The 15,317-nt window shown below is 62.4% G+C and carries 12 protein-coding genes and 2 riboswitches; of the genes, 5 read left to right on the top strand and 7 right to left on the bottom strand.

Annotated elements, in window-relative coordinates; translation table 11 throughout:
* Nucleotides 1-52: 52 nt before the first annotated feature.
* Nucleotides 53-1,000, top strand: coding sequence for a DUF1853 family protein (locus BM017_RS23525; protein ID WP_092248924.1), 948 nt, complete (start codon nucleotides 53-55; stop codon nucleotides 998-1,000).
* 133 nt (nucleotides 1,001-1,133) lie between these two features.
* Here the strand turns inward: BM017_RS23525 and BM017_RS23520 are convergent, their stop codons facing one another.
* The 4 genes from BM017_RS23520 to cobW are packed head-to-tail and all read right to left on the bottom strand — an operon-like array spanning nucleotide 1,134 to nucleotide 7,614.
* Nucleotides 1,134-1,865, bottom strand: coding sequence for a vWA domain-containing protein (locus BM017_RS23520; protein WP_092248921.1), 732 nt, complete (start codon nucleotides 1,863-1,865; stop codon nucleotides 1,134-1,136).
* Complete coding sequence (locus tag BM017_RS23515) at nucleotides 1,790-2,788, bottom strand: magnesium chelatase ATPase subunit I (RefSeq protein WP_092248918.1); 999 nt, start codon at nucleotides 2,786-2,788, stop codon at nucleotides 1,790-1,792. The genes BM017_RS23520 and BM017_RS23515 overlap by 76 nt, the downstream gene beginning before the upstream one ends.
* The gene (cobN, locus tag BM017_RS23510) at nucleotides 2,788-6,549 is read right to left on the bottom strand and encodes a cobaltochelatase subunit CobN (protein WP_092248915.1); all 3,762 of its coding nucleotides are present in this window, start codon (nucleotides 6,547-6,549) and stop codon (nucleotides 2,788-2,790) included. Before cobN ends, BM017_RS23515 begins: the two co-directional genes overlap by 1 nt.
* Nucleotides 6,550-6,552: 3 nt before the next feature.
* Nucleotides 6,553-7,614 carry a cobalamin biosynthesis protein CobW gene (cobW, locus tag BM017_RS23505; protein WP_092248911.1) on the bottom strand — a complete coding sequence of 354 codons (1,062 nt, stop codon included), beginning with the start codon at nucleotides 7,612-7,614 and terminating at the stop codon, nucleotides 6,553-6,555.
* Between the two features lie 92 nt (nucleotides 7,615-7,706).
* Nucleotides 7,707-7,907: riboswitch (cobalamin riboswitch) on the bottom strand.
* Between the two features lie 767 nt (nucleotides 7,908-8,674).
* Nucleotides 8,675-8,879, top strand: a riboswitch (cobalamin riboswitch).
* A gap of 96 nt (nucleotides 8,880-8,975) precedes the next feature.
* Here cobW and BM017_RS23495 point away from each other — a divergent pair.
* The 4 genes from BM017_RS23495 (at nucleotide 8,976) to cobM (ending at nucleotide 11,081) form a co-directional block, all read left to right on the top strand.
* Nucleotides 8,976-9,164 carry a CbtB domain-containing protein gene (locus BM017_RS23495; protein WP_012723860.1) on the top strand — a complete coding sequence of 63 codons (189 nt, stop codon included), beginning with the start codon at nucleotides 8,976-8,978 and terminating at the stop codon, nucleotides 9,162-9,164.
* Nucleotides 9,165-9,175: 11 nt separating this feature from the next.
* Complete coding sequence (locus BM017_RS23490; RefSeq protein WP_092248904.1) at nucleotides 9,176-9,877, top strand: CbtA family protein; 702 nt, start codon at nucleotides 9,176-9,178, stop codon at nucleotides 9,875-9,877.
* Nucleotides 9,874-10,266: a cobalamin biosynthesis protein gene (locus BM017_RS23485; protein ID WP_092248901.1), complete on the top strand. Its 393-nt coding sequence runs from the start codon at nucleotides 9,874-9,876 to the stop codon at nucleotides 10,264-10,266. Before BM017_RS23490 ends, BM017_RS23485 begins: the two co-directional genes overlap by 4 nt.
* A 68-nt stretch (nucleotides 10,267-10,334) precedes the next feature.
* Nucleotides 10,335-11,081 carry a precorrin-4 C(11)-methyltransferase gene (gene cobM, locus BM017_RS23480; RefSeq protein WP_092248898.1) on the top strand — a complete coding sequence of 249 codons (747 nt, stop codon included), beginning with the start codon at nucleotides 10,335-10,337 and terminating at the stop codon, nucleotides 11,079-11,081.
* A 185-nt stretch (nucleotides 11,082-11,266) separates the two neighbouring features.
* On the opposite strand, the gene nfuA is transcribed toward cobM, so the two are convergent.
* The 3 genes from nfuA to BM017_RS23465 form a co-directional block, all read right to left on the bottom strand.
* Nucleotides 11,267-11,851 carry a Fe-S biogenesis protein NfuA gene (gene nfuA / locus BM017_RS23475; protein WP_003173594.1) on the bottom strand — a complete coding sequence of 195 codons (585 nt, stop codon included), beginning with the start codon at nucleotides 11,849-11,851 and terminating at the stop codon, nucleotides 11,267-11,269.
* 59 nt (nucleotides 11,852-11,910) lie between these two features.
* On the bottom strand, nucleotides 11,911-12,933 hold the full coding sequence (locus BM017_RS23470; protein WP_092248895.1) for an acyltransferase family protein: 1,023 nt from the start codon (nucleotides 12,931-12,933) through the stop codon (nucleotides 11,911-11,913).
* An 87-nt stretch (nucleotides 12,934-13,020) separates the two neighbouring features.
* A complete protein-coding gene (locus BM017_RS23465; protein ID WP_092248892.1) occupies nucleotides 13,021-15,312 on the bottom strand; it encodes a fatty acid cis/trans isomerase in 2,292 nt (763 codons plus the stop codon).
* Nucleotides 15,313-15,317: the final 5 nt, after the last annotated feature.

Below are 15,317 nucleotides of genomic sequence, written 5' to 3'. Positions count from 1 at the left end.
TGACAACGGTTCTCAGCCACCTTCAGCGCCGTTAAAAGGCTATGCTCGGACCATGACTGTGTTCCCCGATCTGCACAACCTGCCCCGCCAGCTGCGCCACCCCGAGGTGCGCGACCTGGCGTGGGTGATGCTCGCCCCGCCGATGCTCGCGCAAACGCCATGGCCACAACGTCACCCGCTGGCCGGCAGCGACTGGGTGCAGGCGCCGCATCTGCTGGAACGCTGGCTACGCCAACTGGACCAGGACAGCAGCGCCTTGCAGCAGTGGCTGAGCCTGTCACGTACGCGTCGCCTGGGCCTGTATTACGAACGCCTGTGGCAGTTTGCGGTGCAGCATGCGCCGGGCGTGGAATTGCTGGCCGCCAACCTGCCGATCCGCCGTGCCGGGCACACACTCGGCGAGCTGGACATGTTGCTGCGCGACCGCGATGGCGTGCATCACCTGGAACTGGCGATCAAGCTGTATCTGGGCCCGCAGGACGGTAACGGCCAGGACACTGCGCAATGGCTCGGCCCGGGCTGTCATGATCGACTGGACCGCAAGCTAGCGCATCTGGCCCAGCATCAGTTGCCGATATCGTCACGGGCGGAAAGCCGTGAAGTGCTGGCCGCGTTGGATGTCCAACAGTTTGATGCGCATTTATGGTTGGGGGGCTACCTGCTCTACCCCTGGCCCGGCCAGGCCATGGCTCCCAGTGGCGCGCATGCGCAACACTTGCGTGGGCGCTGGTTGCATCAGCGTGACTGGCAGGCGTTTGCCAGCCTCAGCCAACCGGGCCGGTGGCAGCCCCTGCCCCGGCATGCCTGGCTGGCGCCGGCGCACTACCCCACGGAAGAAGTGTGGAGCGAAGAACAGATGCACGGTTGGCTGGCCGACCTGGACCCGATGGCTCCGGCGCAGCTGCTGGTGCGGCTGGTACAGGTGGGTGAGGATTGGGAGGAAGCCGAGCGGTTGTTTCTGGTGGCGGATCTTTGGCCAAATGTGCCGGGGGCGGGCTGACAGTTTTGCGCTGTCTTTTAGGGCCTCATCGGGGGCAAGCCCCCTCCCACACTTGACTCTATTCACAAATACAAATGTGTGAACCCAATCCAATGTGGGAGGGGGCTTGCCCCCGATAGGGCCGGTGCAGGCACTACAACTGGTCGATATGCCGATACTCCAGCTGCAACCCAAAAGCCAACTCCTGAGCCCTGCCCAACCTGATCGGCCCCCGCTCGATATCCACCAGCAACCCAGTGCAATCCAACACCGGCAACCCGCCAATCTCCTTAAGCCGCCCATCGGTAATCACTAACAGCCGCTGCTGCTCCTCCGGATAGCGCTTGCGCCGCAATGCCAGCCAATTTCCGGCCTCGACAAGCGCCGCCAGCAATGGCGTACCGCCGCCCGCGCCCAACTGTTCCAGCCAACCCGCCAAGCCCTTGGCCGCTTTCAACCCTTGCACCTGCCACTTCGGCATTTGCCCGCTGGCAGTCAACAGCGCCATCCGCGCCCGCTGGCGGTAGGCATCGTCAAACAACTGCGCCAACAAACCCTTGGCGTCGGTGAGTGCTCGATGCCGTCGGGTGGACGCCGACGCATCGACAATCACCAACCACAGTTCATGGGCCGCATGGCTGCGCAGGTGAAACAGCAAGTCCTGTCGCGTTTGTGGCCGACCACCGAGCAAGGTGCCCGGCCAGTTGATCGCGCCCTGCTTCGCGCTGCGTGCCTTGCCTTGCCTGCCGTTGCCTAGTCGCCCTGCCTTGGGTCGCGCATCCGCCCCCGCGTCAGGTCGAGGGCGAATGCCTAGGGCTTTTTTGGCCAGGTCGGCACTTCCCGGCGTGCGCCCGTGGGCAGCGCCGGTGCGGGCATATCGCCCCATTGGCCTTGACCGGGCGAGGTGTCGGAGGGTTTCGGCGACTGCCCTTCGCTCGGCGGGCTGGCCGGTGGGGACTGTTCCTGGCGGCGATGGCGCAGGGCAAATTCAGCAACCGCCTGGATATCTTCCTCGGCAATAGCACTGGCTCCCCGCCACGCGGCATGGGCCCTCGCACCGCGCAACCAGACAAGGTCCGCACGCAGGCCATCAACCCCCGCCGCAAAGCAGCGCTCGGTGATCTGCGCCAGCGCCTGGTCATCCAGCGCAATGCTGTCGAGCCGCGCCCGTGCCTGGTTGCAGCGCTCGCGCAATGCCGCTTGTGACACCTCCCACTGCGAGCAGAACGCCGCAGGGTCGCTGTCGAAATCCAGGCGACGCCGGATGATCTGCCCACGCTCGGCCGGCAAGATCTGCCCGCTCAAGGCCACGTTGAAACCGAAGCGGTCGAGCAACTGCGGACGCAACTCGCCCTCCTCCGGGTTCATGGTGCCGATTAGCACGAAGCGCGCCGAATGGCGATGGGAAATGCCGTCGCGTTCGATCAGGTTGGTGCCGCTGGCGGCCACGTCCAGCAGCAGGTCTACCAGATGGTCGGGCAGCAAATTGACTTCATCGACGTACAGCACGCCACCGTCGGCCTTGGCCAACACGCCAGCGGAGAACTGGGCCCGGCCTTCGCCCAAGGCGGCGTCCAGGTCCAGCGTGCCGACCAGGCGCTCTTCAGTGGCGCCCAACGGCAAGGTCACGAACTGACCACTGGCCAGCAGGTCGGCCAAACCCCGCGCCAGGGTGGACTTGGCCATGCCGCGCGGGCCTTCGATCAGCACACCGCCGATCTTCGGGTCGATAGCGGTCAGGCACAGCGCCAGTTTCAGGCCATCGGCGCCGACCACGGCGGACAGCGGGAAATGGGGAATATCAGTCATCAGCTGTCTTCTTCTATATCCAGCAACAGGTTTTCCAACGCCTCGCGGTATGCCCCCGGCTCCTGCCACAGGCCACGCTGCTGGGCTTCGAGCATGCGCTCGGTCATGTCGCGCAGTGCATCGGGGTTGTGCTGTTGCACAAAGGCCCGGGTGTCGGGGTCGAGCAAGTAGGCGTCGGCCAACAGTGCGTATTGGTGATCGTCGATCAGTGCGGTGGTGGCGTCGAAGGCGAACAGGTTGTCCACGGTCGCCGCCATTTCAAACGCACCTTTATAGCCATGGCGCTTCACGCCCTCGATCCACTTGGGGTTGGCGGCACGGGAACGGATCACCCGGTTCAGCTCTTCCTTCAGTGTGCGGATCTTCGGCAAGTCCGGCTGGCTATGGTCGCCATGGTAGCTGGCAGCCTTGTCACCACTCAGGGTTTCCACGGCAGCGAGCATGCCGCCCTGGAATTGGTAGTAGTCATTGGAATCGAGCAAGTCGTGCTCACGGTTGTCCTGATTCTGCAACACCGCCTGCACCTGGCTCAGGCGCTGGGCGAACTGCGCACGGGCGGCGGTGCCTTCGTCGGAACCGCCATAGGCGTAGCCGCCCCAGTTCAGGTAAACCTCGGCCAGGTCTTCGCGGCTTTGCCACAGGCGCCCGTCGATTGCGCCCTGCACACCGGCACCATACGCGCCGGGCTTGGCACCGAAGATGCGCCAGCCGGCCTGTTTTGCTGCTGCCTCTGCATCCAGGCCGGACGCCAGCAACGCCTCGCGCTCGCTGCGCACTTTGGCGGCCAGGGGGTTCAGATCATCCGGTTCGTCCAGCGCAGCCACCGCCTGCACCGCTGCATCGAACAGGCGGATCAGGTTGGCAAAGGCATCCCGGAAGAAACCGGACACGCGCAACGTCACATCAACCCGTGGGCGGTCGAGCAGGCTGATCGGCAGAATCTCAAAGTCATCCACGCGCTGGCTGCCCGTCGCCCACACCGGACGCACGCCCATCAGCGCCATGGCCTGGGCGATGTCATCGCCGCCGGTGCGCATAGTCGCAGTGCCCCACACTGACAAGCCGAGTTGGCGCAGGTGGTCGCCATGGTCTTGCAGGTGCCGCTCCAGAATCAGGTTGGCCGACTGGAAACCGATGCGCCAGGCGGTGGTGGTGGGCAGGTTGCGCACATCCACGGTGAAAAAGTTGCGCCCAGTGGGCAGCACATCCAAACGCCCACGACTTGGCGCGCCACTGGGGCCAGCGGGCACGAAACGGCCGCACAGGGCATCCAGCAAGCCGCGCATTTCCGCCGGGCCACAGGCGTCGAGGCGTGGCGCCACGACGATACGCAGGCTTTCAATTACGGCCTTCACGTCTTCCCAGCCGGGTTCCTCCAGCTGTTCAAGCGGCCCTTCCAGGGCTTGCTCGATCAAACGTGCGGCGTACAGCTCCAGGCGCTCGCGGGTATCGCCGGCGGTACGCCACAACTGCCCATCTATCTTTTGCAGCACCAGCGGCCGGCGTCCGGTCCAGGGTTCGGCCAGGGCGCAGTCGAGCGGGTCGAAACCCAGCTCGAAGGCCTTGGCCAGCACGCGCAGCAAGCTCGACTGCGGGCCACGACCATCGCCACGCGGGATGCGCAGCAGCGCCAACAAAGTGTCGATACGCAGGCGACCCTCGGGTGACTCGCCAAAAATATGCAGGCCGTCGCGGATCTGCGACTCCTTCAAGTCACACAGGTAAGTGTCCAGGCGCGGCAGCCACACGGCAGCATCGGCGTCGCTCTCCAGCTCAAGCTCCTGGTCGATGCGGGTTTCGCGCACCAGCTTGAGGATGTCCTTTTGCAGTTCCAAAGCACGACGTGGATCAAGCAACTGCGCTTCGTAATACTCGTCCGCCAGCAGTTCCAGATTACGCAGCGGGCCGTAGGTTTCGGCACGGGTGAGCGGCGGCATCAGGTGATCAATGATCACCGCCTGGGTGCGCCGCTTGGCCTGGGCGCCCTCGCCCGGGTCGTTGACGATAAACGGGTAGATATTCGGCAGCGGCCCCAGCAACGCGTCGGGCCAGCAGTTTTCCGACAGGCCTACGCCCTTGCCCGGCAGCCACTCGAGGTTGCCGTGCTTGCCCACATGGATCACGCCGTGGGCGCCGTAGGTGTGGCGCAGCCAGAAGTAGAACGCCAGGTAAGCATGGGGCGGCACCAGGTCCGGGTCGTGGTACACCGCGCTGGCGTCCACCTGATAACCCCGCGCCGGCTGGATGCCGACAAACGTCAGGCCCAGGCGCAGGCCGGCGATCATCAGGCGGCCGTCGCGGCACATCGGATCGTTTTGCGGGGTGCCCCAGCGTTCCAGCACCGCCTGGCGATTGGCTTCGGGCAGGCGCTGGAACATCGTCTCGTACTCGTCCAGGCCCAGGCTTTGATGGCAAGGGCGTAGGTCGAGGCTGTCCAGGTCATTGGTGACGCCGCCGAGCAACTCATGGATCAACGCCGTGCCGCTGTCGGGCAATAAGTCCGGCAGCGGATAGCCTTCGGTTTTCAGGGCACGCAGGATATTCAGCGCCGCCGCCGGTGTATCCAGGCCCACGCCGTTGCCAATGCGACCGTCGCGGGTCGGGTAGTTGGCGAGGATCAGCGCAATGCGTTTCTCTGCATTCGGCACTCGCGCCAATTCGACCCAACGCCGCGCCAGCTCAGCGACAAAATCCATGCGTTCGGGCGCGGCGCGGTAGCACACCACATCCGACTGGCTGCGCTCACTGCGCCAGGCCAGGTCCTTGAAACTGATCGGCCGGCTGATGATGCGCCCGTCCAACTCCGGCAACGCGATGTGCATCGCCAGGTCGCGGGGGCCGAGGCCCTGCTCGCTGGCCACCCAGCCGGGCTGGTTATCTTGGGCACAAATAGCCTGGATCACCGGGATATTGCGGCGAAACGGGCGCAAATGCGGCGCTTCGGGGCTGGATTGGGCGAAGCCGGTGGTGTTCAAGATAACCGCCGCGCCGACCTCATCCAGCAGGTCCTCGACCACCGCCAGGCAGCCGGGTTCTTTCAAACTGGCCACCGCCATGGGCAACGGGTTGAGGCCCGCCGCCTGCAGACGCTGGCAAAACACATCGATAAAACCGGTATTGGCCGCCTGCAAATGGGAGCGGTAGAACAACACCGCCGCCACCGGCCAGTCGGCGTTCCAGTCTGCCTGCCAATCGTTCAGGCGGGCGTTGGCATGCTGCGGGTGATAGATCGCGGTGCGCGGCAGGGTTTGCGGCTCGCCCCAGGCATAGTCGCGACCCAGGTAAGCGCTGGCCAGGCAGCGATAGAAATCCAGGGCATTGCTCAGGCCGCCCTGACGCAGGAAATACCACAGCCGATCACGTTCTTCTGCACCGACGGTGCTCAGCCCGCTGAGTTCCGGGTCCGGGCGATCATCCCCCGGCACCAGGATCAGTTGCACACCGCGTTCGGCCAGTTCCACCAGGCGCTCGATGCCGTAGCGCCAGTAACCGATGCCACCATGCAGCGAGATCAGGATGACCTTGGCGTGGCGCAGCACTTCATCGACGTACAGGTCGACCGAGGCATGGTTCTGCACCTGCATCGGGTTGGCCAGGCGCAGGCTCGGGTAGTCGTCGGGCAACTGCTGGGCCGCTTCGGCCAGCAGTGCCAGGCTGGAATCGCCGCTGCACAGGATCACCAGGTCAGCGGGGCTTTGGCCAAGGTCGGCAATATTGTCGTCCGAGACGAAACCACCGGGCTGGGTCCTGAGCAGGTGCATGGGTCAGACGCTGAGCGCGGCGCGCAGTTGCGCTTCGAGGCCCGCCGCGTCCAGTTCCTGGCCGATCAGCACCAGGCGCGTGGTGCGCGCTTCATCAGCTCCCCAGGCACGGTCGAAGTGCTTGTCGAACCGCGTGCCCACACCCTGGATCAGCAGGCGCATCGGCTTGTTCGGGATGGCGGCGAAACCTTTGACGCGCAGGATGCCGTGTTGCACCACCAACTGCGTCAGGGCGTCGAGCAGCAGCGCTTCGTCGGCTTGCGGCAGGTCGATGGAGATCGAGTCGAACGCATCGTGGTCGTGGTCGTCTTCACCTTCGTGGTGATGATCGTGGTGGCTGTGGCGGCCGTCGATGTGCTCCTCGGAACCGGCGCCCAGGCCGATCAGTACGTCCAGGGGCAAGCGACCGCTGCTGGCTTCGACGATCTTCACCGCCGGCGGCAGTTCTTCGGCGACTTCCAGGCGCACGCGGGCCAGGTCTTCGGCGCTGATCAGGTCGGTCTTGTTGAGGATCACCAGGTCGGCACTGGCCAGTTGGTCGGCGAACAGCTCGTGCAGTGGTGACTCGTGGTCCAGGTTGGGGTCGAGCTTGCGCTGGGCGTCCACTTGGTCCGGGAATGCCGCGAAGGTGCCGGCGGCGACGGCCGGGCTGTCGACCACGGTGATCACCGCGTCAACGGTGCAGGCGCTGCGGATTTCCGGCCACTGGAAGGCTTGTACCAACGGCTTTGGCAGCGCCAGGCCGGAGGTTTCGATAAGGATATGGTCAAGGTCACCGCGACGGGCGACCAGTTCGCGCATTACCGGGAAGAACTCCTCCTGCACGGTGCAGCACAGGCAGCCATTGGCCAATTCGTAGACGCGGCCGCTGGCCTCTTCTTCGGTGCAACCGATGGCGCATTGCTTGAGGATTTCACCGTCGATGCCCAGCTCGCCGAATTCATTGACGATCACCGCGATGCGACGGCCCTGGGCGTTGTCGAGCATATGGCGCAGCAGGGTGGTCTTGCCCGAGCCGAGGAAGCCGGTGACGATGGTGACGGGGAGTTTGGCCAGTGTTTTCATCGGATGCCCTTGGGGGCGGGCAGATGGGACGATAGGCCCTGCGACGGCGCGCAGCAGCGGATTTCGTCACCGGATCACCCCGCCCGGTTGAAGTAGAAAATCGGTTGCGAGGCAGGTCTCCTGGCTTGGGGCTTGCAGGTCTTGCGACCGGCGCTGGCTGCGCCTTCCCGCCTTGTCGGCAGTGGCGTGGCAGTCAGTTGGACCCTTTACAGTTGCGGGGGCAGCCGCGGCTTGGACCGCGTTCCCTTCTTAGCTTCGGCCTGGGCCGAAGAACCTCGAGGGTGCAAGGCTACGCAGTGCTTGGGGGATGGTCAATGATGGGGTTGGGTTGGGTTGGCTTGTGTACATATCCGTTGCTGCGGTAACGGCTGATATTGGTTCCGCCCTTACGGCGGCTCACTTTTGAAAAGCCGGAATGCCGGCCCAGTCAAAAGTAAGCAAAACGCTCTTGCCCCAACACTCGGCACCTCCGGCTTAGGCTCGGTGTGCCCGTAATTCGACAGTGATTTGGGGGGCCGCCGCCACGCGCCATCCATGGCGCGGGGCGGCTAAACCGGCATCCCTGCCGGTTTACCCCCCAAATCCCTGCCGAATTCCGGCCAGCGTGTTTGACGGGGCGCCTAAGATCAAAATCAAAAGCAGATCAAAAGCCAGAGCCAGAGCCAGGGCCAGGGCCAGAGCCAGAGCCAGAGCCAGAGCCAGAGCCAGAGCCAGAGCCAGAGCAAACCACCCTTCAACTGATACATGAAGATCAAAGTGTGGGAGGGGGCTTGCCCCCGATGGCGGAGTGTCAGGCAACTCATCAGTGACTGACCCACTGCCATCGGGGGCAAGCCCCCTCCCACACTTTGACCGAGTACCGGCCATACAATCCGGTCGGCTATAAGGCCGCCGCGCTCTTGTTTTTGATCTGGGATCGCCCCGTCAAACACGCTGGCCGAACGCAGGCTTGAATCCGTGGGCCGCCGTAAGGGCGGAACCCTAAGCCGCCGTTACCGCAGCAACGGATATGCCCCCAGAAAGCACATCCCAATTGACTCCCCTCCCACCCCCATGCTCTCCTACACATCTTGTTTCGGGTGCCCTGCAAAGGGTGAAACGGGAAACCGGTGACTCATGCACACACATGACAGTCCGGTGCTGCCCCCGCAACGGTAAGCGAGCGAAACGTCATATCCACTGTGCCAGGCGGCATGGGAAGGCGACGTTTTCAGGCATTGAGCCCCTCGCAAGCCCGGAGACCGGCCCGAAAAAATCAGATAACAAACCCGCGGTGGGCGGGCGCTGTTCAGAACCCTGCGTGCCTGGCTCGCGGGGTTTTCATGCGCTCGTTTCACCCTGACACCTGAAAGGGACGCGCCATGTCGATCATCAGCAGCACTTCGCACTCCGCCAGCAGCACCTCTACCCTGAGCCAACGCCTGACCGCCGCCATCGGTGCGTCGATCCTCGGTGCGTGCCTGGTGTACTTCGCCGGTTTCTCGCACATAGAGGCAGTACACAACGCTGCCCACGATACCCGCCACAGCGCCGCGTTCCCGTGCCACTGAGACCTGCCGACATGATCAAGCGTATTGCGCAAACCGCAGGTTTCACCGGCCTTCTGGCCGCCCTGCTGCTGACCCTGCTGCAAAGCTTCTGGGTCGCCCCGTTGATTCTGCAGGCGGAAACCTTTGAAAAAGCCCCGGCAGCGACCGAGTTGCACGAGCACGCCGAAGGTGCGGCTGCTCACACCCACGACGCCGAAGCCTGGGAACCGGAAGACGGCTGGCAGCGCGTGCTGTCCACCACAGGCGGCAACCTGGTGGTCGCCGTTGGCTTCGCCCTGATGCTGGCCGGCCTGTACACCCTGCGTACACCAACCCGTACCGCCCAAGGCCTGCTCTGGGGCCTGGCGGGTTATGCGACCTTTGTATTGGCGCCTACCCTGGGCCTGCCGCCCGAGCTGCCGGGCACCGCCGCCGCTGACCTGACCCAACGGCAGATCTGGTGGATCGGTACTGCCGCGTCTACTGCAGCCGGTATCGCGCTGATCGTGTTCGGTCGCAACTGGCTGCTCAAGGCGCTGGGCGCGGCAATCCTGGTGGTGCCGCACGTGATCGGCGCGCCACAACCGCAAGTGCATTCGATGCTGGCCCCGGAAGCACTGGAAGCGCAGTTCAAGATTGCTTCGCAGCTGACCAACGTGGCGTTCTGGCTGGCCCTGGGCCTGATCAGCGCCTGGCTGTTCCGCCGCAACCGTGACGATCGATACTCGGCGTGAAACTGGTCGTCGGCCTGGGCTGCCGGGAGGGCTGTGATGTCCACACTCTGCGGGCCTTGTTTGACGCCGCCCTCGTCGAGGGCGGTATCGAGCGCCACCGTATCACTGCGCTGGCCAGTCTTGATCGCAAACAGGAAGAACCCGGGCTACTGGCCTTGGCCGCGCTGCTGAACCTGCCGTTGCAATGTTTCAACGCTGAACGACTGGCGATTTATGCCGACCGGCTGAGCCATAAATCGGACGTGGCTTTTGCCCACACCGGCTGTTACGGCATCGCCGAAAGCGCCGCCCTGGCCCTGGCCGAACAGCTCGCCAACGCCCCTGCGCACCTGCTGATCACCCGCCAGAAAACCGCCCTGGCCACCTTTGCATTGGCGTGCGCCGACTGAAAACCCGATAATCGCCCCTTTCGATCATGAGCAGATTTCATGCTCGCCCGTTTTCATCAGGATTTCCCATGACCGTCTACTTCATCGGCGCAGGCCCCGGCGACCCGGAATTGATCACCGTCAAAGGCCAACGGCTGATCCGCAGTTGCCCGGTGATCATCTATGCCGGCTCGCTGGTGCCGGCGGCGGTACTCGAAGGTCATCAGGCAGAAACGGTGACCAACAGCGCCGAACTGCACCTGGAACAGATCATCGACCTGATCAAGGCCGCCCATGCCAAGGGCCAGGATGTGGCACGCGTGCACTCCGGCGACCCCAGCCTGTATGGCGCGATCGGCGAGCAGATCCGCCATTTGCGCGACCTGGGCATCCCGTTCCAGATCATCCCTGGCGTTACGGCGGTGGCCGCTTGCGCGGCCCTGCTGGAAACCGAGCTGACCCTGCCCGACATTGCCCAGAGTGTGATCCTGACCCGCTACGCGGATAAAACCAGCATGCCGGCCGGTGAGGACTTCGACAGCCTGGCGCGACATGGCACTACCATGGCGATTCATCTGGGGGTTAACCACCTGGACAAGATCGTTGCCGAACTGGCGCCGCACTATGGGGCGGATTGTCCGATTGCCGTGGTGCACCGGGCGACGTGGCCGGATCAGGATTGGGTTGTTGGAACTCTCAGCGACATTGCCGAAAAAGTAGCAGCCAAGGGGTTTCGGCGTACGGCGTTGATTGTGGTGGGTCGGGTGTTGGCGAGTGATAGTTTCAGTGAGTCATCGTTGTATCGGGCGGGGCATGCGCATCTGTATCGACCTTGATGTCCAACATCACAAAACATACACAAAGTACTGATTTTGTTTAATAAATTCATCCACCAAAAATCGAAGTGCCGATTTTCGCAATGAACACTCTACATTAGATAAATGGTGCAACTTACTGAATTTAAAGCATAAAAAACGGCGCTCACGGGGCGCCGTTTTTTTGTCCGCAGTGAACGCCTTACTCAGTAGTAGGCGTTTTCTTTCTGCGTGTGGTCGGTCACGTCACGTACGCCCTTGAGCTCCGGGATACGCTCGAGCAGGGTGCGCTCGATGCCCTCACGCAAGGTCACGTCCGCCTGGCCACAGCCCTGGCAGCCGCCACCGAACTTGAGCACGGCAATGCCATCTTCAACCACGTCGATCAGGCTGACCTGGCCGCCGTGGCTGGCCAGGCCTGGGTTGATCTCGGTCTGCAGGTAGTAGTTGATACGCTCGTTGACCGGGCTGTCGGCGTTGACGTTCGGCACCTTGGCGTTCGGTGCCTTGATAGTCAATTGGCCGCCCATGCGGTCGGTGGCGTAATCGACCACGGCATCGTCAAGGAAAGCTTCGCTGAAGGCATCGATGTACGCGGTGAAGCTTTTCAGCCCCAGGGCGGTGTCTTCAGGCTTCTCTTCGCCAGGCTTGCAGTAGGCAATGCATGTCTCGGCGTATTGGGTGCCGGGCTGGGTGATAAAGACGCGGATGCCGATACCCGGGGTGTTCTGCTTGGACAGCAGGTCGGCCAGGTAATCGTGGGCGGCGTCGGTAATGGTTATGGCAGTCATGGAAACTCCTCACAGGCTTGCCGGCAGTTTACGCCAAAATATTACGCAGGTACAAAGTCCTAGTATTTTTGTCGGGCAATAGATTCCGGCCCCTCTATGTCAAGCCAGCGCTTGAGGGCGCGATAGGTTCCCTTTTCAAGCCATTGGTAGCTCCAATATGAGCCCAACGCTATTGCTGCGATGCACACCAGCAGCATCGCGTAGGGATCTATTCCCATACTCTTGGCAATCAATAGCCCAGCAGCGAGTACCGGCACGTGGATCAAGTAAACCGAGTAAGAGCAGTCTCCCAGCATCTTCAAAAGGCGGGAGCCCTGAAAGTAGGGTTCCAACGCCACACAACTGATCACCAACACAGCGCTTGGCACCCCCCACTCCAACGAACGCGGCAGATTTGCCCCGTGATAAATCGCCACTGACGAGACCAGGATACCCAATAACGGCAACCATGAGCCGGACCGGCACAGGCCACATCGGTACAGCATGCCGATGGCAATACCCATCAGAAAGTCGAGAATAATGTCATTCCTGTAAAAACCGCTGGCTAGACCCAGGGCGGGGCCGATGTAACACACAAGATAAAGCAGTGCCGCGACAACCCACAGCCGATAGGATTGCCGAACGAACAAAGAGAAGGAAAACAGCGGATAAAACAGCATCAAGAAGTTCAGGGTCCACCCGACGCCCAGCAGAGGGTAAACCTCCACACCCGGCGGGCTCGGGGCGGCAATGAACAGCAGCGACATCAACACATAACCCGGCTCGATATTCTCGTACGGAAACATCGCAGGCACAGTCGCAACCAGCAGCATCATGAGCAGGGTATAAAACCAATACGCCGGAACGATTCTTGCCACACGCATGAGCATGAAACGCCAAGGTGTCAGGGTTTTGTCCGCAGTCGAAAGAAAAATCACAAAACCGCTGATAACAAAAAATATATCGACCCTGACCCCGCCTGTTTCGACCAACAGGTCCTCCAGCCAGTTATGCGCCTCAAAGTCGAAAAACAACTGTACGAAGTGAACCCCCACCACCATCCACGCCGCCAAGGCACGTAGCGCTTGCACTGAAATCAACATGATCGGAATACCTGTTCCATTCCCGCAAGATAGATATCCGACCGCTTCAGCACCCGCTCAGAGAGATGACTGGATCACTGTCATTAGTTATAGGTTCTCATAGCGGTTCATGTCCAATACACCCTCTTCCACCGGCGTAGTCTCACGAATGTACCGCGACAGATCATGGAAATACTGCCAGAACAACGGATGACTGCGCCGCACACCCCACCGATCCACAATCTTCTCGAAACCCTTGGCATCCTTGGCCTGCTCCATTTCAGCCACGAACTCAGGCACGTCCTGGGCTGGAATATTGAACATGAAGTTCGGGTAGCTGCTCAGCACACCCGGATAAATCGTCACCGTATCCAGGCCCGGCTGGTAGCGATAAGCCTCCCCCAGCAAAAACGCCACATTACTGTGGGCACGATTGCGCAGCATGCTATAGACCACACGCTTGCCACCGGCGGTTTCAACCCGCAGCATCGTCGCTTCAGGCAATTGATCAATCACCTTGAGCCCGGCAGCTGGGCGTGAGGTCAGGCGGCTCAGGGCCTGCTCCGCATCCTGCAAGGCCGGGTCGATCCCATCGCGAGAGCAATAGGCGCCGCTGCAGCGGTTGATCGGGTCCGGGCTGGCGTTCAAATCGCCGTAACGGGTGAGCAACTGGTTGGCAAAGTCGCGCTTCGGATCGTTTTTGTTCAGGTGCAGACCAGTGGGTTTGTCGTCATCGATCGCCTCGTAATCCAGCCACAGCTTGAGCTTGCCGCTGTTCTGGTACCAATCGTCGAGGAAACCATCACGCGAATCGGCCGGCATCAGGCGCAAAAAGTTCTGCTCGGCACCATTGCGGATCAGGTCGAAATACAGCCGGGTCTGGGCCTGGTGCGACACATTGCCGAACACGTCGAAATTCACCGCCAATTGGTAATAGGTGCGCTCCAGCAGTGGATAGTCGAACAGCCACATCGTTTGCGGCACCTCGCCGATCAGGCCTTTGTTGACCGCGGCACTGTCGAAGTGGCGGAAGATGCTCAGCAAGGCATTGTCATTGCCTGCCCACAGGCTCGACCAACTCGGCGGCGGCAGGTCGGCGTAGCTGTCGCGGCGCAGCGCCTCGTATTCGTTGCGCTTATCGCGGTAGGCCAACCACAGGCTGAGCACGCTGCCCACGTCATCGTTTTGTCCCGGCATGGCCAGCAGCGGCGTGGCCTGGCCGCGATAGCGCGCATCGGTGATGTACAGGTCGTGGTCCGGGTCCTGGAACAGGGTCCAGAAATTGTCGCGGATCACATCCGTGGCGATCTGCCCACGGCACACCGGCCCACGGATAAAGGTACGCACGAAGTATTCGGCGTTATCCAGCATGAACTGGTAGCGCGCCTTGGCCGGGATGGCTTCGAAGGTTTCAAAAGGGTTGGCACGGCGGCCCGGACCGTAGCCCGGCAAGGCGTTGACCTGCCAATTGCCGGCGTAGAACAGCTCTTTGATGCGGGCCATCTTCTCGGCGCTGAACGGGTACGTAATGTGGGTTTTATGCACGATCACGCCCTGCACCGGCCACAGGCGGTAATACACGCGGGTGCCGGGGTCATCATTGGGACGGCGCGTAGCGATCAGGTCAATCGGTTGGCCACTCGGCGTGCGCGAACGCACCCACTGGAAGAAATGCCCCGGCTCGCCATTCTCGAAGTAGATGTGCGCGAGGAATAAATGCTCGAACAACCAGCGCGCCACCAGGCTTTCGCGGGCGCCGGGCTGGTTGAACAGGTTTTCCCACTGCTGCACTTGCAGGGCTTCTTTCGCGCTGGGCGCCAGGCCTTGTTCATCAATCGGCGCGCCGGAGGCAAGCCAGCGTTGCAGTGTCTGGTACTGCTGGTCCGTCAGGCCAGTGACCGCCAGCGGCATGCCTTCCCTGGGGTGGGCGCCGGCATAGGCATTGAACTCGCCGGGCATGGCGCACATGTTCTCGCGGTTCAGGCCCAGCACGATGTCTTCGGGCAGCTTGGCGTTGGGTTGCAACGGCGCGTTGTGGCCCAGCTCCAGCATGCGCGCCATCAGCGCGGCCTGGCTGCCCTGGGCGTCCAGCACCGAATAGAAGCCCTTCTGCTGCCAGGCCTGTTTGCCGAAGGCGTCATAGAACAAGCGGGTGGTCGGCGTGGCCTGGCTGCGTTCGCCATCGTAGACCGGCACTTTGCTCGCGCCACGCGCCGCGCCCTCGGCACTGCCCAGGTTGAGCTGGCAGGCGGAGTCGTAGCAGGCATGGCAGGCCACGCATTTCTCGGTGAAGATCGGTTGAATGTCGCGGGTGTACGAAATCGCCGGGGCGGCTCCGTCGGCCTGTGCGATGCAGGCGACCAGTGCCAGGACGGCGCTGGTGATGAGGCGAAGTGACATGTATC

It is taken from the genome of Pseudomonas sp. NFPP04 (assembly GCF_900113815.1).
GTDB lineage: Bacteria > Pseudomonadota > Gammaproteobacteria > Pseudomonadales > Pseudomonadaceae > Aquipseudomonas > Aquipseudomonas extremorientalis.
This window is presented reverse-complemented; position numbering and strand designations above follow the sequence as displayed.

What these genes read in the sequence shown, in the direction of transcription:
- BM017_RS23495 (WP_012723860.1), top strand. Translation starts at nt 8,976, where the DNA reads ATGTCGATCATCAGCAGCACTTCGCACTCCGCCAGCAGCACCTCTACC.
- BM017_RS23465 (WP_092248892.1), bottom strand. Translation starts at nt 15,312, where the DNA reads ATGTCACTTCGCCTCATCACCAGCGCCGTCCTGGCACTGGTCGCCTGC.
- BM017_RS23470 (WP_092248895.1), bottom strand. Translation starts at nt 12,933, where the DNA reads ATGTTGATTTCAGTGCAAGCGCTACGTGCCTTGGCGGCGTGGATGGTG.
- cobM (WP_092248898.1), top strand. Translation starts at nt 10,335, where the DNA reads ATGACCGTCTACTTCATCGGCGCAGGCCCCGGCGACCCGGAATTGATC.
- cobN (WP_092248915.1), bottom strand. Translation starts at nt 6,549, where the DNA reads ATGCACCTGCTCAGGACCCAGCCCGGTGGTTTCGTCTCGGACGACAAT.
- BM017_RS23520 (WP_092248921.1), bottom strand. Translation starts at nt 1,865, where the DNA reads ATGGGGCGATATGCCCGCACCGGCGCTGCCCACGGGCGCACGCCGGGA.
- BM017_RS23490 (WP_092248904.1), top strand. Translation starts at nt 9,176, where the DNA reads ATGATCAAGCGTATTGCGCAAACCGCAGGTTTCACCGGCCTTCTGGCC.
- BM017_RS23525 (WP_092248924.1), top strand. Translation starts at nt 53, where the DNA reads ATGACTGTGTTCCCCGATCTGCACAACCTGCCCCGCCAGCTGCGCCAC.
- nfuA (WP_003173594.1), bottom strand. Translation starts at nt 11,851, where the DNA reads ATGACTGCCATAACCATTACCGACGCCGCCCACGATTACCTGGCCGAC.
- cobW (WP_092248911.1), bottom strand. Translation starts at nt 7,614, where the DNA reads ATGAAAACACTGGCCAAACTCCCCGTCACCATCGTCACCGGCTTCCTC.
- BM017_RS23515 (WP_092248918.1), bottom strand. Translation starts at nt 2,788, where the DNA reads ATGACTGATATTCCCCATTTCCCGCTGTCCGCCGTGGTCGGCGCCGAT.